This is a genomic window from Petroclostridium xylanilyticum (genome assembly GCF_002252565.1).
Taxonomy (GTDB): Bacteria; Bacillota; Clostridia; order SK-Y3; family SK-Y3; genus Petroclostridium; species Petroclostridium xylanilyticum.
This window is the reverse complement of the sequence record NZ_NPML01000019.1, coordinates 208691-232632: the sequence shown is the minus strand read 5'-3', so window position 1 is coordinate 232632 and position 23942 is coordinate 208691. Positions and strand designations below refer to the sequence as shown.

16 protein-coding genes and 1 riboswitch are annotated in these 23942 nt (G+C 36.5%); of the genes, 15 read left to right on the top strand and 1 reads right to left on the bottom strand.

Going from position 1 to position 23942, the window contains the following annotated elements; genetic code table 11:
• The first annotated feature begins 166 nt into the window (after positions 1-166).
• From CIB29_RS13325 to CIB29_RS13310, 4 genes are all read left to right on the top strand, one after another.
• A complete protein-coding gene (locus CIB29_RS13325; RefSeq protein ID WP_094550450.1) occupies positions 167-2095 on the top strand; it encodes an NAD(P)/FAD-dependent oxidoreductase in 1929 nt (642 codons plus the stop codon).
• Between the two features lie 200 nt (positions 2096-2295).
• On the top strand, positions 2296-2649 hold the full coding sequence (locus tag CIB29_RS13320; RefSeq protein WP_094550448.1) for an FMN-binding protein: 354 nt from the start codon (positions 2296-2298) through the stop codon (positions 2647-2649).
• A 19-nt stretch (positions 2650-2668) separates the two neighbouring features.
• Complete coding sequence (locus tag CIB29_RS13315) at positions 2669-4243, top strand: ATP-binding protein (RefSeq protein ID WP_094550446.1); 1575 nt, start codon at positions 2669-2671, stop codon at positions 4241-4243.
• Between the two features lies 1 nt (position 4244).
• Positions 4245-4934, top strand: a complete 690-nt coding sequence (locus CIB29_RS13310) for a response regulator (protein ID WP_094550444.1) — start codon at positions 4245-4247, stop codon at positions 4932-4934.
• A 112-nt stretch (positions 4935-5046) separates the two neighbouring features.
• Here the strand turns inward: CIB29_RS13310 and CIB29_RS13305 are convergent, their stop codons facing one another.
• Positions 5047-6105 (bottom strand): LacI family DNA-binding transcriptional regulator, encoded by a 1059-nt coding sequence (locus tag CIB29_RS13305; RefSeq protein ID WP_094550443.1) that lies wholly within the window; start codon positions 6103-6105, stop codon positions 5047-5049.
• Positions 6106-6408: 303 nt separating this feature from the next.
• On the opposite strand from CIB29_RS13305, the gene CIB29_RS13300 reads away from it, so the two are divergent.
• The 11 genes from CIB29_RS13300 to CIB29_RS13245 all read left to right on the top strand — a co-directional run bounded on the left by CIB29_RS13300 (position 6409) and on the right by CIB29_RS13245 (position 23516).
• Positions 6409-8163: a sugar phosphorylase gene (locus CIB29_RS13300; protein WP_094550441.1), complete on the top strand. Its 1755-nt coding sequence runs from the start codon at positions 6409-6411 to the stop codon at positions 8161-8163.
• 138 nt (positions 8164-8301) lie between these two features.
• Positions 8302-9786, top strand: a complete 1485-nt coding sequence (locus CIB29_RS13295; protein ID WP_094550439.1) for an extracellular solute-binding protein — start codon at positions 8302-8304, stop codon at positions 9784-9786.
• Positions 9787-9863: 77 nt separating this feature from the next.
• A complete protein-coding gene (locus CIB29_RS13290) occupies positions 9864-10790 on the top strand; it encodes a carbohydrate ABC transporter permease (RefSeq protein ID WP_094550437.1) in 927 nt (308 codons plus the stop codon).
• A gap of 13 nt (positions 10791-10803) precedes the next feature.
• Positions 10804-11664, top strand: a complete 861-nt coding sequence (locus CIB29_RS13285) for a carbohydrate ABC transporter permease (protein ID WP_094550435.1) — start codon at positions 10804-10806, stop codon at positions 11662-11664.
• 22 nt (positions 11665-11686) lie between these two features.
• Positions 11687-12769, top strand: a complete 1083-nt coding sequence (locus CIB29_RS13280; protein WP_094550433.1) for an ABC transporter ATP-binding protein — start codon at positions 11687-11689, stop codon at positions 12767-12769.
• Positions 12770-12813: 44 nt separating this feature from the next.
• On the top strand, positions 12814-15453 hold the full coding sequence (locus CIB29_RS13275; protein WP_094550431.1) for an alpha-mannosidase: 2640 nt from the start codon (positions 12814-12816) through the stop codon (positions 15451-15453).
• Between the two features lie 41 nt (positions 15454-15494).
• Entirely contained in the window at positions 15495-16769 is a 1275-nt protein-coding gene (locus CIB29_RS13270) for a Gfo/Idh/MocA family protein (protein ID WP_094550429.1), read from the top strand.
• Positions 16770-16893: 124 nt separating this feature from the next.
• Complete coding sequence (locus tag CIB29_RS13265; protein ID WP_094550427.1) at positions 16894-20013, top strand: alpha-mannosidase; 3120 nt, start codon at positions 16894-16896, stop codon at positions 20011-20013.
• 772 nt (positions 20014-20785) lie between these two features.
• A riboswitch (SAM riboswitch) is annotated at positions 20786-20890 on the top strand.
• Between the two features lie 83 nt (positions 20891-20973).
• Positions 20974-21996 (top strand): methionine ABC transporter ATP-binding protein, encoded by a 1023-nt coding sequence (locus CIB29_RS13255; RefSeq protein ID WP_094550425.1) that lies wholly within the window; start codon positions 20974-20976, stop codon positions 21994-21996.
• Positions 21986-22660: a methionine ABC transporter permease gene (locus tag CIB29_RS13250; RefSeq protein WP_094550423.1), complete on the top strand. Its 675-nt coding sequence runs from the start codon at positions 21986-21988 to the stop codon at positions 22658-22660. Before CIB29_RS13255 ends, CIB29_RS13250 begins: the two co-directional genes overlap by 11 nt.
• Before the next feature lie 16 nt (positions 22661-22676).
• A complete protein-coding gene (locus CIB29_RS13245) occupies positions 22677-23516 on the top strand; it encodes a MetQ/NlpA family ABC transporter substrate-binding protein (RefSeq protein WP_094550421.1) in 840 nt (279 codons plus the stop codon).
• The last annotated feature ends 426 nt before the right edge of the window (positions 23517-23942 follow it).

Sequence of the window (23942 nt, the reverse complement as noted above, 5' to 3'; positions counted from 1 at the left end):
TGAGAAATAAAGTTTGTTAAATAACAAACATTTATAGCTTAAGGATGAAAGCATAATTATAATTATGCGTTTTTTGATGGTTAGGTTTGACAAAAAATTAACTATCAAAACCTTGCGAACTAAATTTATTCCTTAGTGGCTCATAAAATTTTAAGGGGGTAAAATTGTGAGCAGCAAGAAAAAAGTGGTTATTCTTGGTGGCGGTTACGGTGGAGTTTTAACTGCAAAAAAACTTGCAAAGAAGTTTAAAAAAGATGACAGTGTAGAAATTACACTAATCGATAAAAAGCCATATCATACGCTACTTACTGAACTTCATGAGGTTGCGGCCGGAAGAGTTGAAGAAGATGCTATCAGGATTGACTTAAAGAAAATATTTGCAGGTAGAAAAGTCAATGTCGTACTTGATGAAATTACAGATATAGATTTTAAAGATCAGGTACTAAGGTCGGGGAGAAGCTCTTACAAATACGATTATTTAGTAATAGGTACCGGATGTAAGCCAACGTTTTTTGGTATACCGGGGGCAGAGGAATATACCCAAAAGTTATGGTCTTATGAAGATGCTGTTCATCTGCGGGAACACATTCTGAACATGTTTAGAAAAGCTGTCAAGGAAACGAATGAAGAAGCAAGACAAAAACTGCTGACTTTTGTTGTAGTGGGTGGCGGTTTTACCGGTATAGAAATGATTGGTGAATTGGGTGAGTGGAAGGATAGACTATGTGAAGACTTCCATATCGAGAAAGAGGAAGTTAAATTATACGTGGTAGATGTTTTGCCTACAATCCTACCAAATTTACCTAAGAATTTAATTAAAAAAGCTGAAAAAAGGCTTGAAAAATTAGGTGTCAACATAATAACCGGTGCTGGCATCACAAAAGTTACAGAAGATTCGGTTACATTAGGAGATAAAGAAATCATAGACACATATACTGTAATCTGGGCAGCTGGCGTTGAAGGTTCGGACCTTGTTGGCAAGATGGACCTTGAGCAGAAGGGTAGAAAAAGGATAGTTATAAATGACAAGCTGCAGGCTCCAGGTTATGAAAATGTTTATGTTGTTGGGGATAATATGTTCTATATTCCTGAAGGTGAGGAACGTCCTGTCCCACAGATGGTAGAAAACTGTGAGCATGCCGCGCCTATCATTGCACATAACATTTATACCGATATAAAAGGTGGCCAAAAGAAGTCCTATAAACCGGAATTCCACGGTGTAATGGTATGTATAGGCGGGCGTTACGGGGTAGCACATTTGGGTGTTCCGGGCAAGTTCATTAGCTTATCCGGCTTTTTTGCAATGTTTATAAAGCATTTTATAAACCTGGTCTACTTCTTCCAGGTAGCCGGATTTAATAAATGCTGGTCCTACATGCTGCATGAATTCTTCCATGTGAAAGATAGGAGAAGTTTTGTCGGCGGGCATTTTGCGAAGGCGTCTCCAAACTTCTGGTTGGTACCGCTTAGAATTTTTGTTGGTTACAAATGGCTAGAGCAGGGTTTGCATAAGTTGCCTGGAATATTACAAGATCCTTCAAAGATCTTCTTAATACCGCCTCCACCAACAGCAGATGCTGTAACAGGGGCATCACAAGCAGCACAGGCGGCTGTTGATGCTACAAGTGCCGCAACAGCTGCAGCGGGAGCAGCAGGGCAAACAGTGTCTCAATGGGGAACGGCTTTACCGGTACCGGGCTTTATTGACAGCATTGTTAAATGGTCCATGGATATATTTTTCTATACACCCGATGGAGGATATACCGTTTTAGCCCAGATATTCCAGGCAGGTATGGTAATAGGTGAGATAGTGGTAGGATTGCTGTTAATCGCCGGATTATTTACAGCAGTTGCATCCATTGTTTCGGTTGCAATGGGTATGATGATATGGGCTTCAGGTATGGCACCATACGAGATGTTGTGGTATCTAAGCGGGGGTATAGCCCTAATAGGTGGCGCAGGAAGCACTTTTGGTCTGGATTACTATGTATTGCCTGTACTAAAGAAACTATGGAAGAAAATAGGAATTGTAAGAAAGTACTATCTATATGTAGACAATATCAGTTATCCGTTCAATAAACAAGTTAAACTTTGATATATTTGATATAATAGCGAAAAAAGTCCTCTTAAAGGATACTTTAAGAGGACTTTTTTGTGTTATCAGATATTTTAAAAAATATTATAGCAAATAAAAATGACAGAAAAATGTCAAAATGGTATAATGAATAAAGTATTATATTAATTATATTGAAGTAAAGGCTTGTTGCATTATGTTAATGAGGAAGGGTGGCGTACTTGAAAAGAAAGACCATCTTGATTTTAACCGTATTATTAACAGTTGGACTAACAGCTTGTACATCAAAAAGAATACATTATCAGGCAGGAAGCTATGAAGGAGTTGGGGAAGGTCATCATGGACCTATAAAAGTAATGATAACCACAGATCAATACAGGATAAAAGAAATTAAGATCATAGAAGAGTACGAAATGCCTGAGCTTAGCAAAATAGTATACGAAAAAATTCCAAAAAGGGTTATTAAAGCCAATAGGGCAGACGTAGATGTAGTAGCGGGAGCAACGTATACCAGTAAAGGGCTTATAGAGGCCATTACTGATGGACTTAGTAAGGCAAAGATAAAGGAAAAGTAGCAACAAGAGGTGGAGGTTATTGAAATTACAATATAAGATAACTTTATTTATGACCATTATATTAGTTATAGTTATTGGTGGAATAGGAATTTTAACCCATAAACAGCTGGAAAAGACAATTGAAACCCAGATGGGAAATAATGCAATGGATTTAGCAGTAACCATTGCAGCCATGGATACAATTAAAGAAACGTTAGCCACTACAAAAGACTACAGGATTATTCAAAATACTATAGAAAGTTTCAAGCACAAGACCCGGTTCCAATACATCATTGTTATGGATATGGATGGAATAAAATATTCATATCCTATTGAATACGACCTGGGGAAAAAATATATAAGTGGTGGAGAGGAGCGGGTGCTAAAAACAGGGGAAGCCTATGTCTCTAAGGACAAAAATGTTTTGATTTCTGCAATCAGGGCTTTTGCGCCTATCCATTATAATGGGAAGCAGGTAGGGGCAGTTTTAGTAGGACTTTTAACCAACAAAGTGTATGAAGAAATCAGGTCTCACATATTTATTTTTGAGCTGACGTTAGTTTTAGGCCTGTTAATTGGAGTTATTGGGGCTGCAATACTATCTTTTAACATTAAACAAACCATATTTGGATTAGAACCAAAGGAAATTGCATTGCTTTTAGGGCAGCGGGACATCATTTTGCAGAGTTTAAAAAATGGTATTTTGGCAATAGATCAAAAGGGAGATATAATATTATTTAATAAAGCTGCCAGGAAAATTTTTGGCTTCGAGTCCGATGACATAGGTAAAAATATCTCAAGTTTCAACTCTAATTATACCGATTCCATTATGGATGCATTAAAAACACAAAAATCCGTATATAATCAGGAAATCAGGATAAGTCCCGGCAAAACTTTGTTATGTAGTCATACCTTGCTGAGAAATCATAAAAAGGACATTATTGGGGTAGTATCTAGTTTTCAGGATTTGACCGAGGTAAAGCAAATGGCAGAAGAGTTAACTGGTATAAAGAAACTGACATCGGCTTTGAGAGCACAAAACCACGAATTTATGAATAAGCTTCATACTATATCTGGGTTGATCCAGCTGGGAGAATATGATAAAGCTATAAAATATATTTCAGACATATCTAATCAAAGACAAGAGATTTTGGGAATATTGAATTATAAAATAAGAAATGCACATATAGCCGGGATTCTTCTGGCAAAATATAATAAAGCTATAGAAGCAAAGATTAACTTGGTGATGGATCCTAACTCAAATTTAACGAAAATTCCTGAAAATATTACGGTGGATGAAATTTGTTCGGTGATTGGAAATTTAATTGAAAATGCTATAGATGAATTAGTGAAAGTTGAAAATGGTAAGATTATTGTTAAATTGATTTCAGATGATGAAGGTTTAAGGATATGGGTTGAAGACAATGGTCCCGGTATCCGTGAAGAGATCAAAGATAGGATTTTCGATAGAGGATTTACTACCAAAGCTAAAAGCAGGGGTTACGGACTTAATATTGTCAAGCAAATTGTAGATAATGCAGGAGGAACAATTAAACTTTTACAAGATAACGGAACAATCTGGGATATCTTTATACCAATGGAAAGGGGACGTTAAAGTGATCCAGGTTTTAATTGTAGAAGATGATCCAATGGTAAGAGAAATCAATGAAAAGTTTTTAAGAAAAATAGAAGGTTATACCGTCCATGATAGTGTTAACTCCATCGAAAGGGCAAAAGAGTCTATATTAAAAAGGAGGCCGGATTTGGTACTATTAGATGTCTTTTTCCCTCAGGGAAGAGGAATAGATCTATTAAAATGGATCCGTAAGGAGGACATAAAATGCGATGTCATATTGATCACGGCAGATAAAAGTATGAAAACTGTAGAGGAAGCCTTTCGCTATGGAGCAGTAGATTACCTGATAAAGCCCTTTACCTTTGACAGGTTTAAAGAAGCAATGCTGCAATATAAAAATAGAAAAAATAATTTGGAAAACATCACTAGTGTAGAACAGGATGTTATAGATAAATATATTTTAAATGAAAAAGTAACTGTATCAGAGGAAGATGATATTAGAGACATTAAGGGTTTTAATCCGCACACATATAAAAAAATCTTAGAAAGCATAGAGGAGATGCGTGGAGAAACCTTTACCGCCAGCCAAATTGCAAAAAAAATAGGTGTTTCCAGAATTACTGCCAGGAGATATTTGGACTATCTGGAAAGAAAACAAAAGGTTGTAGTTGAACCGGAATATGGAAACATAGGGCGACCCAAAAATAAATATAAATTAAAAGAAGAGTAGTAATTGATTGGTTGGAAGGAAAAGAAATAGTAGCAGAGTTTTAAGATGAGTATTTTAATTAGAAGTTTAACAAAAACAAAAAGGTTAAGAGCTCTGATAAAAATAACATTTATCAGAGCTTTTTCATTGTGCAGCTATTATCTTTTTTAATTATAGAATTTCTTATTACCAGTTGGGTTGGTAATATAACTTGTTTTGGAGGATGGCCGGGGTTTTTGATTTGTTCAAGCATAATTTCGGCAGCAACCTTTCCAAGTTCGTAGATGGGTACTCTTACAGTAGACAAAGGAGGCTCAACCATCTGGGCAAAATCATAATCATTATGTCCCATGATAGATAAATCTTCTGGGACCTTTAATCCAAGACTATATGCTGCTTTCATAACACCTATTGCTTTAAGGTCATCTGTTGCAAATATTGCTGTAGGAGGATTTTTCTGTTGCAATATTATTCTCGCTGCCTTTTCAGCGTCCTGCCACGAATATCCTCCATCTACAATAATGCTGTCGTCAACAGGAATTTCAGCGTGACGTAAAGCTATACAATAGCCGGAATATCTATCCTGGCTTACCACATATTTCAAAGGAGCATGAACACAACCAATTCGTCTGTGTCCTTGGCTGATCAGATAGGATACAGCTGCCATGCTATCGTTGATACTATCCGTATCTACGTGGTTAATCTGTGCACCTTCCGGGATAGCATCTTTTAGGACACGACCTATCAGTACAAAAGGAAATTTTATTTCTATCAATTTATTAATTAACTTATCATAGACACGTGAACCAAGAAGAATCACTCCTTGTATACTTCCGGCATCAATAAGGGACATACATTTATCAACTTCCGTCTTTTCATCTTCTGCCAAAGTCAATAACACTTCGTAATCAGAATTTTCAATAACACTACCTAGCCCCTGGAACATTATGGTAAAATATGGATTAACGAAAGCCAGCTGTGAAGAACGGGCAAGGACTACGGCAATGTTTTTTAACCTCCCAGAACCGAGGCTTTGAGCGATGATGTTAGGTTTATATCTAAGTTGTGCAATAGCCTTTTCAACTTTTTGTCGGATTTCCGGCGTTATATTCGGAGCGCCGTTAATTACCCTGGAAACAGTGGAAATAGATACTTGGGCTAACTTTGCAACATCTTTTATTGTAACGTTCATTTTATTCCACCTCTAATTATTGATTTAAGTCTATTATACAATAAGCACAAAAAAAAATAAATAGTTAAAAAAACGTTTTATAAACTTTATACAAAAACTGCAAAAAAATTAAGAAAACAAAGAAATCTCAAAATAATGAAGCGAGAATGGGAAAAGGATAATTTGAAAAAACGTTTTTTTAATGGTATACTGAGAATTGTAAAAAATAACTATACTTTTTGTAGGTAAAAAAGTTAATTAATATTTACAATTAGGATAATAGAAGAAAAAATGCATCTAAATATTTGAGTGAGGGGCTTAAGCATGAGTATTACAGGTTTTGAAGAAAAAATATATCATAAACTACAGCTTTTATATGGTACAGAAGAAGCGCAAGAATTTTATTGCAAATTGATAGAAGTGATTAATAGGTATAAAAATAAGCAACAGCAGGATAAAATAAAACGTTTTCATAAAGAACTATGGCTGGATGAGCGGGATGTCTTTTTAATAACCTATGGAGACCAGGTGAAAGAGCAAGGCGTCCCCCCGTTAAAAACTTTAGAACATTTCCTAAATAAGTATTTTAAAGGGGTAATATCTTTTGTCCATATACTTCCATTTTATCCTTATACCTCAGATGATGGCTTTTCTGTTAGCGATTATGCTAAAGTCAATCCGGAATTTGGAGAATGGGAGCATATTGAGGAAATTAGTAAGCAGTTTAACCTGATGTTTGATGCCGTTATTAATCATATCTCTTCAAAAAGTGAATGGTTTTGCAGATATCTAGAGGGTGATAAGGATTTTGACAATTTTTTCATTGAAATGGATAAAAATACGGATGTATCAAAAGTCACCAGACCCAGAACTTTGCCATTATTGACTAAATTTTCGAAAAACGGCGAAGAAAAGTACCTATGGACTACTTTTAGTGAAGACCAAATTGATTTAAATTATAAAAATGGCAATGTACTTATTGAAATTATTGACATCCTGTTATTCTACGCATCCAAAGGAGCAAAGGTAATCAGGTTGGATGCAATTGGATATCTATGGAAAGAAATTGGGACCAGTTGTATTCATTTGCCCCAGACCCATACGGTAATCCAATTGTTTAGGGATATCTTTGACATTGTTTATCCCGAAGTAATATTAATTACTGAAACGAATGTACCGCATAAAGATAACATCACCTATTTTGGAAATGGGTATAATGAAGCACAGATGGTATACCAGTTTAGTCTGGCACCCCTGGTTTTAAATGCATTCCATACCGGCAGTGCAATACACCTTATTGAATGGGCAAGCTCGCTGGAGCCATTAACTGAAAGGACGACTTTTTTCAATTTTCTGGCTTCTCACGATGGTATAGGTGTGGTGCCTGCAAAAGGTATTTTAACTGATGATGAAATAGATGATTTAACTAAAAAGGTTACCCAAAATGGAGGATATGTTTCCTATAAAACCAACAGTGATGAGACACAAAGCCCATATGAATTAAATATTACTTATTTTGATGCGCTATCAGACCATGATGATGCTGAAGATGTGAAGATTAAAAGATTTATTACTGCTCATTCAATTTTACTTTCTATGGTAGGTGTTCCTGCAGTATATATTCACAGTATCATGGGGTCACAAAATTACTATGAAGGTGTAAAGGAAACAGGAAGGTACAGGAGTATAAACCGTCAGAAATTCAATAGGAAAGATATTGAGCAGGAGTTGATGGACAGTCAATCTATCCGGTTTAAAGTATATACACAACTTTCAGAATTGATAAAAAAGCGTAAGCAGCAAAAGGCTTTTCACCCCAATGGAAAGCAGCAAGTTTTAAATATTGACCAGTCGGTATTTTCGCTGTTACGCACATCACCGGATGGAAAAGAAAGTATTATTTCACTTAATAACGTATCTGGTTCTCAAAAAGACGTTAGAATTAATATAAATGATTATCTTTTGACAGATGTAAATGAAGTTGTAGATGTGATATCAGGAACTAGTTTTAAACTGGATGCACAAAAAGGGATAAATATATTGCTGGAACCTTACCAGGTAATGTGGCTAAAAGTATAGTGAATCCCTATGCATTTAAAATCATAAAACAATATATAATAAGTTGTTTATATTGTTATAAAATATTGTTTTATGATTTTAATATATGCCAAGAGTAAGGACTTTTGGTAAAACAAACACAAAAAAGGAGGATTATTTATGTTTAAAAAGGTAATTGCATTTCTTTGTGCACTGAGCATTTTGCTAGTCACAGTAGCAGGATGTGCTACACAAAAGCAGGAAGGTAAAAAGCAAGAACCCGCAAAGGAACAAAAGGCTGATGAAGCATATAAAGGAAAACAAATGACCATCTATATTCGAATGATGGACATGCAGGACAAATGGTTTAGAGAAAATATCATCGTACCTTTTGAGAAAAAATATGGTGTAAAAATTACTGTAAACACTTTTGAAAAGGAAGCAGACCTTAAAAATATCCTGGAGCTGGATAAAGACAAAAAGACAATAGGGCTTGTAAAGACACCGCATATGATGCTAAACCCTCTTGTGAAATACGGTTTAATGGCAAGCCTGGAAGAAGCAGCAGGAGATAAAGTAAAAGAAGATTTAAAAGAATATACCGAACAGTCATTAGAACTTGCTACAATTGACGGTAAGGTATATTACATTCCAAGGAAGTTGGAAACTAATACGCTGTTATTCTTAAAGTCCAAAGTAAAAGATGCAGTAGATAATTGGGAAAAAATGAAAGAGCCTATTAACGAAATGTTTAAGAAAGAAAATGGTGTAGGACTTCCGGCTGATTACAAACTGGAAGCTGACCCAAATGAGTGGGATTGGTTTGATTTAGCAGTTGTAGGTTACTATTGGGCAAATACTGAATACGATGGAAAAAAAGAACCAAGAATAGCTCACAGGGCTAAGAAGTATGAAGGAACAACTGTGGAAATGCTCACAAAAATATATCAAATGGGCGGGAAACCTGAAGATGTATTAAAGATGAATACACAACTCGTAAAAGATATGTTTGGATGGGAAGTATTCTTTAAGAAAAATAACCTCTACAATCCGGCAATGTGGGAAGAAGCATGGAGCGGTGGCGGAATATGGAACGCCATGGCTGCAGGAAAAGTATATCTGGCATTCATGCATCAGATAGATGCCTTCTTTATCCATGGTGGTACCAATCCTGAAATGACAGGATATTTGGCAAATCCTGATGATATGGGCGTTGCTATTATGCCAAAAGGTGTTTCACTGGAAATGAAAGATGGAAAACCAGTAAGAGAAGGTGAGCATGCATCCCAGATGGCAGGATGGTGGTGGGGTATTCCAAAAGCTTCCCCGGATATGAAACTGTCCTACGAGCTGGCAAGATGGATTACAAATAAAGAAAACCATAAAAAAGAAGTTGAAACCTTTGGTATGATGCCGGTTAGAAAAGACATGATGGAAAATGTAAAAACAACATTCTCGGAACCATGGATGCAGGAAGTTTTCGATGTTGCAGCAAAACAGTCAAAAGCTGGAATGTATCCCGCACCTCAGGTTCAACAATGGCCGGCAATCAGCAATTTATATCTGGAAGCATGGTATGACATTGTAGTAGGAGATAATAATAAAGATATAGGTAAAGTTTTAGATTCGACTTATGCACCTAAGGCGGCAGAAGCTTTGAAATAATCAACGCAGTGTTTGAGGGGAGTTTTTTTACTTCCCTCAAACACTATGTATTCTTAACTCTCGAAAGGGGAAAAAATATGGAGAGAGCTATTGAAAGTAGAAGTAAGTTTAATAAATATTTTAGAATATTTAAGAAAAATCTATTTTTGTTTTGGACAATATTTCCGGCAGTATCCTATATTGGAATATTTTTTATTATCATAGCTTTTTTTCTGCTTAAGCTTTCGTTGACAAAATTCACTGGGGGGCAAGAAGTCATGGTGCCTACCCTTTCCAATTATATGAATATTATTAATAGTGCAGAATTTATGGATGCTTTGATAAGGACATTTATATTTGTACTTATCACTACACCGCTTCAGCTAGTATCAGGTTTATTGTTTGCTATGCTTATTAACAGGCAGTTTAAAGGAAGAGGGATTATCAGAAGTATTTTTTTACTTCCACTGGCTATTCCTACTATTGTTACCACGGCAACACTACTGCTCCTTTTTTCAAAAGGAGGGCACGCAACCAGTCTTTTAATGGGTGAGTATTCTTGGTTTCCACAGGTACTGAATAAAGAAATTTCATTTATTAACAATGAGTTTACTGCAATAGGCATTTCAATATTTGGTAAGGTATGGAGAGATACTCCTATATCCATGTTAATTCTCCTGGCAGGATTACAGTCTATTGACAATGACCAGTATGAAGCTGCCAGGACGATGGGTTCTGGAAGTGTAAAGAACTTTTTCTATATTACATTACCATTGCTAGTCCCGGCTATTTCTTCGGTTTTAGTACTGCGTTCTATAGAAGCGTGGAAAGAATTTATATTCCCTTATATTTTAGCGCCTTCTTTCCCGGTACTGGGAGTGTTGATAGAAAAATACTATGTTCAACTTATGGACCCAGGAACTGCTGCAGTGATTGGTATCATATTGATTGTTATCATCTTAATCGGAAGCGTTATCCTGAACTGGCTGCTGGAGCAGGTCAGAAAATATCTGGTTAAGGTGTAAGGAGGTTATAGGTTTGAGTTTGAATAGAAAGGCTTTTAATAAAGAAAAATTAATATGGCTGGCTTTAATCATTTTATGTATGTTGGTGGTCATATTTCCTATATATGTTATGTTTAAGTATTCTATCAGCGATAGAAGCAGCTGGATCACAGGAGGGAAATACCCTGTTCCATGGTGGCCTTATAAACCTACCTTTGAAATGTATAAATATTATTTAGGTGATAGACGATTCTGGGGAAATGGCCTTATGAGCTTGCAAATTGCACTGCTTACTGTAGCAATCTGCATGTTGATAGGTGCGCCGGCAGCTTATTCCCTGTCGCGTTTTAAATTTTCTGCCAAAGGAGTATTGGTATTTTTAATACTTTCTGTCAGATTATTTCCCGATATATCTTCGGTAATACCAGTAGCATATACATTTAATCTTTCGTTTTTATACAATTTACCTCCAGTGGTAAAAATTGCTCTGGCGCATTCAATATTAGGGCTGCCTTATGTTGTTTATATTGCCCAAGGGGTATTTGAAACTATTCCGGTAGATTTGGAAGAACAGGCTCACATTATGGGGGCAAGCAAGCTGTATGCATTTACCAGGATTGTGTTGCCGGTTGCCCTTCCGGGGCTGGCTGCGGGGGCAATATATGTTTTCCTGCTGTCGTGGAATGAGTTTATATTCTCATATTTTCTCACGGCAACTTCATCGGTAAGCGTTATTCCGTTGCCGGTATATTTAAAATCTCTGTTTGGAGCATTTTCTCCTAATCCTGTTTCGGTAACAACGTTGTCACTGCTTGTATCATTACCGGTAATTGTGTTTACGTTTTTTGTCCAAAAATATATGATATCAGGAGCTACTGCAGGAGCAGTAAAATAGTTTTAGATAAGGAGGATTTAGGGTGGCGAGTTTAAGTTTACAGAATATTTGTAAAAAATATCCTAATGGATTTAATGCAGTAAAAGATCTAAACCTTGAGATAAAGAATGGTGAATTTATTTCACTGGTAGGACCTTCCGGTTGTGGAAAGTCAACTACTTTGAGAATGATAGCCGGGCTTGAAGACATTACAAGTGGAAAATTGTATATAGGAGACAAGTTGGCAAATGACGTACAGGCCAAGGATAGAGGGCTAGCAATGGTATTTCAGAGCTATGCGTTATTTCCACATATGACTGTTGAAGCCAATATAGGTTTTGGTTTAAAAATTCGGAAGGTAGAAGAAAAAATAAAGCGAGAAAAAATTCAATGGGCATTAAAGCTTTTAGACCTGGAGGGACTGGAAAAAAGAAGGCCTTCCGAACTCTCGGGAGGACAAAGACAGAGAGTGGCATTGGGCCGTGCACTTGTGCTGGAGCCGGAGGTTTTGCTGCTGGATGAACCGCTCAGCAATCTTGATGCCAAGCTCAGGATAAAAATGAGGACCGAGCTTAAAAGAATTCATAAAAAATTAAAGGCGACTATTATTTATGTTACTCACGACCAAGCAGAAGCGATGACACTAAGTGATAGAATTGCAATCATGAATAAAGGTGAATTGATGCAGGTTGGCACACCTACTGAAATATATAACAGGCCAAATAATAAATTTGTAGCAGGATTTATTGGCAGTCCTCCAATGAACTTCTTGGAAGGAATCATTGAAATGGTTGGAGACAAATACGTTTTTGCTTGCGATGGAAATAAATATCTACTTCCAAAAGAAGTCAATCAAACCATTGAAGAAAAAATCAAGGGAAAAGAGGTTGTGATTGGAGTAAGGCCTGAAGATATAAATATTTCCCTTCAGCCATCAGATAACTGCTTAAAGGGCGTGTCTTCGGTTGTAGAAACTTTAGGGTCGGATGATTATATTGCAGTAGAAATGGGGAAAAACCTTATCAGTGTCCGTATCCAGCCTGAAAGTAATTTTCCTTTGGACCAGAATGTGTATATGACGTTTAACCCTAATAAAATTCATATATTTAACAAGGAAGAAAACTGATTAGTTTTCGTAGTAAGTATGATTTATTGAATAAGGAGAATTTTATGGAAACTTTTTATATCATATCTACTACCCACTGGGACAGGGAATGGTACCGGACCTTTAATGACTTTAGGATCCGTTTATGTGACTTAGTAGATCAATTACTGGAAATCCTTGATGCTGACCCGGAGTTTAAATGTTTTACTTTTGACGGTCAGACGGTCATTTTGGAGGATTATCTTGAAATATACCCTGAAAAAGAGGATAAAATTCGTCAGTATATAAAAGAAGGCAGAATCAGTATTGGGCCTTGGTATATCATTCCGGATGAATTCATACCGTCGGGAGAGTCTACCATCAGAAATCTACTAATGGGAGATAAAGTAGCCGGGAAGTTCGGTAAAAAGTTAATGTGCGGCTATTTACCAGACAACTTTGGTCATATTTCCCAGTTACCGCAAATTTTAAAAAATTTTCATATTGATAATGCACTATTCTTCAGAGGAATTGATAAAGAAAGAGCCGGGAAAAGCGAATTTTACTGGGAAGCGCCTGACGGGTCCAAAATTTTGTGTGAGCATCTGGTAGCCGGGTACTGGAATTTAAAAAGCTGGGGACACTTAGGGATGGAACCGGTAACCCAATTTAAAAAGCTCTGGGATGTCCTAAAAGATTCTGCATCTGTGCGGTCCTATCTTATGCTAAACGGATCGGATCATCTGTACCCGCAGCCGGATATGACGCAATTGATCAGGCAGGTAAGAGATACTTTCCCGGAAATCCAGGTAGTAAATGCTTCCATACAGGATTTTATAGATGGCATCAAGAAAGAAATTGATCCTGATAAATTAAAAACTATCCGGGGTGAATTGAGGGATGGAAAAGACGCACAGGTAAATCCTTCTGTGGAGTCTACCAGATGTTATGTAAAGCAGACCAATCATAAATGTGAGACAGAGCTTGAAAAGTATACCGAACCGCTAAGTGTATTCAGCTATATGCTGGGGGGGAAGTATCCCCAAAACTTTATCAACCAGGCGTGGAAGGAGCTAATCAAAAACCATCCCCATGACAGCATATGCGGCTGTTCTTCCGATGCAGTTATGGAAGATGTAATGACACGGTATAAGCATTCCTATGAGATAAGCAGCCGTATTTCTGAACTGGCCTTTGAAAATCTGGTATCCAGCATTTCGACAAAAGGTCTCAGAGAAGGGCAAAAGGCATTGATTGTTTATAATCCCTTAGGATGGTCAAGGACGGATATTATTGAGACGGTCGTAGGCTTTCCTATGCAGGAAAATGTGAAGGATGTAAGAATTTATGATGTTCAAGGCAACGAAATTGCTTATGAACTCATAGATGTTTTTGAAGAAGTGCTATTGAAGGAGTTTAAATATAAATCCAAGGAAAAACATCCCATGAGAAACTTTAAAATAAGATTTATAGCAAAGGATGTTCCACCGCTGGGATATAAGACATATATTGTTCATCCCTCAGTTTTAAGAGAGAAGAGAAAGTATCAGCAGTACCAGATGACCAAAAATTTTGAACAAAAAATTGAAAATGAATTTTATGCGATATTTCCGAAGGCAGATGGCACTGTTTCAATTTACGATAAGAAAAATGATCTTACCTACGAAAGAATGAATTTGTTTGAAGATAGGGGAGACTGCGGAGACGAATACCAGTATGCTAGTCCATTTGTAGATGAGGTATATTATCCTGTATTAAAAGGAGTTTCCATCGTGAATAATACACCGCTGCAGTCTACTTTAAAGATGGAACTGGAACTTAATATACCCGAAAGATTGGATGATAAATATTTTAAAAGAGATGGTAATAGGGTTTCCTGTCCAATAGTATCCTATATTACACTCTATCAGGGAATAAATCGTATTGACTTTAAGACAGTTGTGGAAAATAATGCTGCAGACCACATATTATGCGTCAAATTTCCTACGGATATAAAGGCAGACTATGATTATGCCCATAGTCCTTTTGACGTAATAAAAAGAAGCATAGAGGTAGATGAAGTCAAAGAAGAAGATAATGAGATTTTAACTCCTTTTAAACCTCTTCAACTATTTATGAGTATTCATGATGACAAGAAATTCCTGACGCTTGGCAACAAAGGGCTTTATGAGTACCAGGTAAAAAGAAGCACAAAAGGATTAGATGTATTGCTGACATTAATAAGGTCGGTACGGTGGATGTTCAGAGAAGTCTTAACCACTTCAAGAGATGGACAGCCGTGCACTACCCCAATTGTTTATACTCCTGACGCTCGGTGTGCAGGGACGCAGATATTTGAATATTCTCTTGTATTGCACAATAAGAGTGTTATAGAGGATAACACATATAAACAGGCCTATGAGTTTAACTATCCTTTGAGGGCAGCAGTAGCTGACAGGCATGAAAATGGTTTTTTACCACCCGAATATTCGTGGTTTACCATAAGCGATGATAGGCTCATTGTTTCAGCCTTGAAAAAATGTGAAAAGGATCAATCTTTAATATTAAGAATGTACAATATTGACCACGTGCCTATAGAATTTGAAATAGAGACAGCCATGGCTATAAAGGAAGCATATCAGTCCAACATGCTGGAAGAAAGTATAAAAATGCTTGAAGTGCGGGACAAAAAAATTTTGATTAGAGCAAAAGGCAGGGAAATTATTACTTTAAAGATTTATTATTAGTTTTTATTATAGAAAAACCTGGCTCTGTAAGGAGGATATATATGTCAAAGGTAAAGATTGCACTAATAGGTGCAGGACAGCGTGGAAAAGATGTGTATGGAGATTATGCGTTGCGTAATCCCCAGGAAGTACAGTTTGTAGCTGTAGCTGAGCCTGATGATGAAAAAAGGACAATATTTGCTGCAAATCATGAGATAAATGGTGAATTTCAGTTTAAATCCTGGGAAGAACTGTTGAACAGGCCACAGTTTTGTGATGCAGTTATTATTGCCGTCCAGGACCGCATGCATTATGAGCCTGCACTACTGGCGCTAAGACAGGGCTACCATGTTCTTTTGGAAAAACCGATGGCTACAGACCCTTTCCAGTGTATTCAATTGGGAAAGGCCGCCCAGGAATACAAAAGGATTTTCATGATATGTCATGTACTGCGCTATACACCGTTTTTCAGTACCATTAAAGAACTGATAGCCCAGAATAAAATTGGTAAGATCGTTTCCATTCAGTATAATGAAAATATCGGATTCTGGCATTTTGCCCACAGCTTTGTAAGAGGAAATTGGAGGAATTCTGAAGAATCAAGTCCAATCATTCTTGCTAAAAGCTGTCATGACATGGATATTTTATTGTGGCTGGCAGGCAGTGATTGCGAAAAGATTTCTTCCTTTGGAGAACTGTCTTATTTTAAAGTAGAGAATGCTCCGGAGGGGGCTGGAAACCGGTGTATCCAGGGTTGCAAAATAGAACATGAGTGTGCTTTTTCAGCAGTAAAACAGTACCTGGGAGACAATGTAGATTGGCCGACTTCTGTTATTAGTGAGGATAAAAGCCTAAAGGCCAGAATCAATGCCCTTAAAGAGGGTCCTTACGGCCGGTGTGTTTTCAAATGCGACAATAATGTAACAGACCACCAGGTAGTTATTGCTGAATTTAAAGGAGGCGTGACAGCTGCCTTTACCATGTGTGCTTTCACACCGGAAATTTCCAGAACCATAAAAATCATGGGTACTGCGGGGCAAATCGATGGCCACATGGAAAAAAATGAAATTATCATCACTCATTTTGCTTCCGGGCGGAAGGAAATCATTTACCCTGGTAAAATTTATGGAAGGCATGCAGGCGGAGATACCAGGTTAATGAAAGAATTTGCTGCCCTGGTTTCCAATAATGACGGTACACAGGCACTGACCTCGGCCGATATCTCTGTACAGAGCCATTTAATGGCTTTTGCAGCCGAAGAATCTCGTCTGAGCGGTAAGGTTATAAACATGCAGGAATATTATACAAACATTTCAAATCAAAACCGACCGGAATAATGTATATGCAATGAAGGCAAGGTCTACACAGGCTTTGCTTTCATTTCAACTTTAAAATCGCACATTTTTATTTGTAAAGACAATTAAAAAACTAAAAAAATTAAGCAGAGAGGGAGCATATATCATGGATACAGCAAAATACGCACATATTATTTCCCATACGCACTGGGACAGGGAATGGTATCTAAATAGTAAATATACCAATGAATGGCTGGTACCTTTCTTTGATAATTTATTCGAAATACTGGAAAAGGAACCACAGTACAAGTTTGTCCTGGATGGACAGACTTCCATGATTGAAGACTACTTTGACCAGCTTGAATTACAGGGAAAAAATGTAGACGAGTTTAAAAATAAAATTAAAAAGTACGCATCAGAGGAAAGATTGGTTATAGGACCTTATTATTTACAACCTGACTGGCAGTTAATAAGTGAAGAAGCGGTTGTAAGAAATCTCCTGATCGGCCACCGGATGGCACAAGAATTTGGAAAGGTGATGAAGGTCGGATGGCTTCTGGACAATTTTGGACAAATCTCCCAGACGCCACAGGTACACAAGGAATTTGATATGAAAGGTCTATTTGTATGGAGAGGAGTTGAAATGGACCCGACGGACATCAATTCAGAATTTTCATGGGAAGCTCCTGATGGGACTAAAATGACCTCGGTCTATTTTTTAAGCAGTTACAGAAATGCGATGAGGCTAGCGGAATATAGTAAAATCATGAACCAGAGGATAAAAAGTGAAGTAGAAAAACTGATGCCCTTTGCTACCACACCTAATGTCCTTTTGATGAACGGCTATGACCAGGAAATGATTCCCGATGACATTTTACCGTATATTCAAAACGGAAGAATGGATTTTGGTGATGTAAAAGTTGTACAGAGCACACCGGAAGAATATATGGAAGCTGTAAAAAAATATAATCCCCGATTAAAAGAGTTAAAAGGTGCTCTTTACAGCGGAAGGTTTATATCAGTATTCCCGGGCATTCTTTCCAGCAGGATGTATCTCAAGCTGCAAAACGACATTTGCCAGAGGGAACTGGAAAAATTTGCAGAGCCTCTTTCTACGATTTTATGGTGCTTGGGACAGGAATATAAGCAGGACATATTGACAAAATCGTGGAAATTGCTGTTAAAAAATCATCCCCATGACAGCATATGCGGTGTAAGCATCGATGATGTCCATACAGATATGGAAAAACGATTTGAAGAATCCTATTCACTATCTAACGGTTTGGCAAATAGTGCATTAAATATCCTGGTTTCTAACATCAACACAACAAAATGTGATAAAGCATTATCTGCATTTGTTGTATTAAATACATTACCGGAGAATAGGAGCAGTGTTATAGCGATAAAAGATGACATAGATTCAAAATACAGCATACAGGATGGCATGGGACGCTATATCCCCTATCAGAAAGATGAGACAGGGATAACGAAGGTATATGTAAAGGATGTTCCGGCATTGGGATACAAAACCATTTTCTTTGTTCTAGAGAAGCAGGAAGAAATTATCGATACGGGTATACAGGTCAATATCCGGGATAGGCTGATAGAAAATGAATTTTTAAAGGTGCAAATTAATGATGACGGAACTTTAAATATTGAAGATAAAATCACAAAAAACACATATACAAATATGGGGATTTTTGAAGACGGTGCCGACGCAGGGGATGAATACAACTATTCTTATCCGCAGCAGGACACAATCATCACAAGCAAAGATAAAGAGGCGAGAATCTGTTTTGTAGAAACAGGGCCGCTTAGAGCAAAGGTTAGAATAGAAACAGCGCTGGAAGTACCGGAAACATTATCACCGGACAGGAAGACAAGAAGCACATTCAAAAGGAGATTGCCCATTGTTACCTGGGTGACATTGGAGGTGGGTTCCCCTGTCTTGAAGTTCAAGACAAAGGTAAAGAATACGGTAAAAGACCACCGGTTAAGGATTCTTTTCCCTACAGGACTTTGCAGTGAGTATTCTTATGCAGAAACACAGTTTGATGTTACACAACACAAAATTGTTCCTGAAAGCTATGATGATTCCAATATACCTGAAAATGTAAAAAGAATTATTATTGGAGCAAGAGAACCGGAACCTATCACCATTTTCCCTCAGAGGGCCTTTGTTGACATTCATGACGGCGGAAAAGGAGTGGCTGTTTTAAATCAGGGATTGCCTGAGTATGAAATCCTAAAAGAGAAAAATACAATCGCTCTTACTTTATTCAGAGGAGTCAACTGGGTGGCAAGGCATGACCTACTGACCAGGATAGGAGATGCCGGGCCGGCAATATGTACCCCGGATGCACAGTGCTTGCGGACGATGGAATTTCGCTATGCCCTTTATTTGCATAAAGGGGATTGGAAAGAGGCTAAGGTACCCAAATATGCCGACTATTTCAATACGGAATTCCGGGTAGTAAGGACGGACCAACACCAGGGGGTACTGCCGGATGAACAGGGATTTATGCAATTAAAGGATGAATCTGGAAATTTAAAGGTTACAGCAGTTAAAAGAGCGGAAGATGGCAGCGGTTTCATTATAAGATTTTATAATACGACAGAGCAACAGGCAGAAGCAGGTATTTCGCTGGCACTTAAAATCAAAAATGCATACTATGTAAACCTAAATGAAGAAGTAAAAGAAAAGATTGAAGCTGTAGATGGGAATACCATTAAAGTCATCGCCGGGCCCAAGAAAATCATATCTGTAAAAATAGAGCCTGAGCGGCAATACAGCGCTTTAGAAGCAAAAAATGAAAGTGTACAAAGGGTAGACGGTGATATTGACCAGGAATATGATTTTAGTGAGTACCAGGCTGTAGAATTTATTACAGAAGAAGAGATTGAAAAGGAAGAAAAAAGAGCGGCAGAGACGGAAAGTGAATTAGCAGAAAAACAGCAATTGTTAGAAAGATATAAAGACGAAATAAAAGAATTAAAATTGATGGATGACAAGGGCTTAGTTGAGGTACAGTTTGAACTAAGCAAAATGGAACTGGATGTTGAAACCTACAGGAGAACTGCCCTTGAAGCCAGGTTATCAGCAGTTTTACTGCGTAAAAAATATATGGAAACGTATTGCACGCACCAAGCTTCATATGAAATGTTTATGGCCAAGGCAGATCAGCAGATAAGAGAAATTGGATATAAATTAAATGATGCAAGAGTAAGTAAAAGAGTCTACGAATATATAGTAGATGTTAGCAAACAAAATCTAAAAACTTCTTAAAAGTGAGAAGATGTTTTTTGAAAATGCTATTAGCTCCTGATTCATTTAAAGGTACTATGTCATCTATAGAAATAATAGAAAATCTTTCAGGAATAGCACATATGATATTTTATACAGAGATTTCGCACTTAAAAAGTTTTTAGGGCGATAGCCCGTTGATTTATAAGGATTCACGAATAGTCAATGGGAATATGATAATTTCCGATTTTTACTGGAAATTATAGAGAAAAAATTTGCAAAATAAAAGCATCCCTTTTATAATGTTTTTGCTAAAAACTTCACATAAAAAGGATGCTGATAGAATGAGCAAAAGTTATTTGAAACAATTACTCTACGGGCGTAGAAACTGTATTAATGTTTATAATAATGGCGTTTAATTTAATGCAATTATATTTTTTCCGGTGTATTAGAGGCTTTAGAAAGAAACGTATGCTACAGATAGATATTATTGAAGATATAAAAGATGAAAGATTTATAATAGAAGATGATTGGATAAATCCATTGTTTATGAAGACTTAATCCAAAACAAAAAACTGGAAATTGATTTTGCGAATTTTTGGGGTAGGGGGAGGTGTAACTATTTTTACAACCTATCGGTCTGTATTGTTGCCAAATTTTAAAGTAAATATAAAAAATAACAATTTAAGTAAAAATAAAATTTCCACTGGAATTTTGGTGCGAAATCTCTGTATTTTATAAAAAAATAGTTGACACGGAATAAAATTTATGCTATTCTATGAAAAGTAAATAAAACATATATTAATACTCGGAATTCTTATCAAGAGAGGTGGAGGGACTGACCCAAGGAAGCCCGGCAACCAGCGGTAATGTATGGTGCCAATTTCTGCAGCATGTTTAACATGTTGAGAGATAAGAGAGAAAACAAAACCTCTTCTTTTATCTTGAAGAGGTTTTTTTAATATACTTTTTATGCATTATAAAGTTGAAGGGGGGAGCTATTTGATAGAGATCAGGAAATTAAGTAAGATTTATAATACCCATGGTACAATGACTCATGCGTTACAAGATATCAATCTCACTATTAATGATGGAGATATATTTGGCATTATCGGGCTAAGTGGAGCCGGAAAATCGTCCTTGATTCGATGTATTAATCTACTTGAGAGGCCAACTTCTGGTGAAATATTGATAGATGACGTTGATTTAACAAAACTTAGTTCGGCATTTTTACGAGAGGTTAGAAAAAAGATAGGAATGATTTTTCAGCAGTTTAATCTTTTAATGAATTCAACAGTATATGATAATATTGCATTCCCTTTAAAAATATCCAAAGTACCAAAAAGAGAAATAGAAAAAAGGGTAGATGAACTCTTAGAACTTGTAGAACTTAAAGATAAAAAATATGCATATCCTTCACAATTGTCAGGTGGACAAAAGCAAAGGGTGGGAATAGCAAGAGCACTGGCCAATAAACCGGATATAATCCTTTCAGATGAGGCAACGTCGGCACTGGACCCTACAACTACAGAATCAATACTAAATCTTCTTAAAAATATCAATAAAGAATTTGGTATTACAATAGTAGTTATAACTCATGAAATGTCAGTCATAAAAAAAATATGTGATAGGGTAGCTGTTATGGAGAACGGAAGGATAGTTGAGGAAGGCAATGTAATTGATATCTTTTCAAATCCAAAGACACTAGTGGCAAGAAGATTTTTAAAAGATATGTTTGCAGAACTTCCTGAAGGTATTTTGCTTGATGACCGCAATCAGGAGGAAGAAATTTTAAGAGTTTCATTTGTAGGAGATAGTGCAACAAAACCTATCATTTCTTATATGATTAAGAAATTTAATATTGATGCTAATATCATCGCTGGTACTGTCGATAGGATACAAAATGCAGTGGTTGGAAATTTACTTATAAAGCTTGTTGGAGATAAGGAAAGTATTTCATCCGCAATAAACTATCTCACAGAAAATAAGCTAAGAATTGAGGTGTTAAAAAATAATGCCCCTTGAAGTACTAAATTATATAAAAAATTTATGGCAGCTATTGCTACCTTCTTTGTTAGAAACACTGTATATGGTTTTCTTTTCAACTTTATTTTCAGTAATACTGGGGCTTTTTCTTGGTATTATTCTAGTAATAACAGATAAAGGGCATATCTGGGAAAAACCTCAATTAAACAAAATATTGGGTTCGATAATTAATATAATGCGTTCAATACCTTTTATTATATTGATTATTGCCATATTTCCCCTATCTAGGTTGATTGTTGGGACGTCTATAGGTTCTACAGCAGCTATCATACCTTTATCAATTGCCGCTGCGCCCTTTGTTGCCAGGGTAATTGAGTCTTCTTTAAAGGAGGTGAGTTGGGGAGTAATTGAAGCATCTTTATCTGTTGGTGCAACTATACCTGAAATAATATTTAAAGTTATGATTCCTGAAGCTATGACATCATTGATACTTGGAATAACACTGACAATCATAAATATACTAGGATATTCTGCGATGGCAGGTGCTATTGGTGGAGGTGGATTGGGAGACCTTGCAATAAGATATGGCTATCAAAGGTTTCAAACAGATGTTCTTATAGCAACTATCATTATCCTGGTTATTTTGGTAGAAGTTATACAATTTATAGGAAACTTTTTTGCGAAGAAAGTTAATAAAAGATAAAAGGAGTAGATACGTCATGAAAAAAATAAATAAGTTTTTATCAATATTAATAATATTTTCAATTATAGTGTTAGCAGGTTGCTCAGCTACAGATTCAAATGTTGACAGTACTAATGCAAACAAAGCTGAAGAAAAAACTACGAAGTTGGTGGTTGGCGCGACACCTGTTCCCCACGCGGAAATATTAAATTTTGTAAAACCAATTCTTAAAGAAAAAGGTATTGAATTAGAAATAAAAGAGTTTACTGATTATACTACACCTAATATAGCATTAAACGATAAACAACTGGATGCAAATTTTTTTCAACATATACCATACATGGATGACTTCGCTAAAGAAAAGAATATTAAATTAGTGGCTGCTGCAAAGGTGCATGTAGAGCCTATGGGTGTATATTCAAATAAAATAAAGTCAATAGGTGAATTGAAAAATGATGCTTCTATTGCAATACCTAATGATGCAACAAATGAAGGAAGAGCATTACTACTTCTTCAAAAACAGGGGTTAATTAAACTAAAAGATGAAAAAAATCTTACGCAGACCCCAAAGGATATTATAGAAAATCCTAAAAATCTGAAATTTAAAGAATTAGAAGCAGCACAACTTCCTAGAGTTTTACAAGATGTTGATATTGCAGTTATTAACACGAATTACGCCCTTGAAGCAAAGTTGAATCCTACAAAGGATGCATTATTTATCGAAGATAAGGACTCCCCGTATGCCAATATATTAGCGGTGCGACCGGATAATGAAAAAGACCCTAAAATTATGGAACTTGTAAAAATATTAAATTCAGACGATGTGAAGAAGTTTATAAATGAAAAGTATAGTGGAGCCATCGTTCCCGCTTTTTAAACAAAATAATAACCATATGGCACATTCAAAATTACCATATGGTTATTTTTATTGAGGTTTTGATAATGCTATACATTATCCTTTTGGGTAAATTCCTGTTGCTGTAAGCAGCATTTTCCGGCCCAAAATAACGTCGTATTAACAGTGCTAGAGAAAACTAAAAGCTCTGATAAATGCTATATTTATCAGAGCTTTTCTACGCGGCAGATGAAAATGAGCGAAAGAAGTATGCAGCGCAGGTATTAAATAACTTCAAGAAAAGAATAACAGGTACTGTGCGTAAATGCAATAAGGATTGTACCATATTTTACAATTCAGGACATGTAGGCCCCGATATATGCCAGAGCCTGGATCTCTGTAATTTGGAGAGAAATCCAAGGCACAGGACTTTTCTTACTATGTAGGAAATTGTGCTTTGTTTACAAA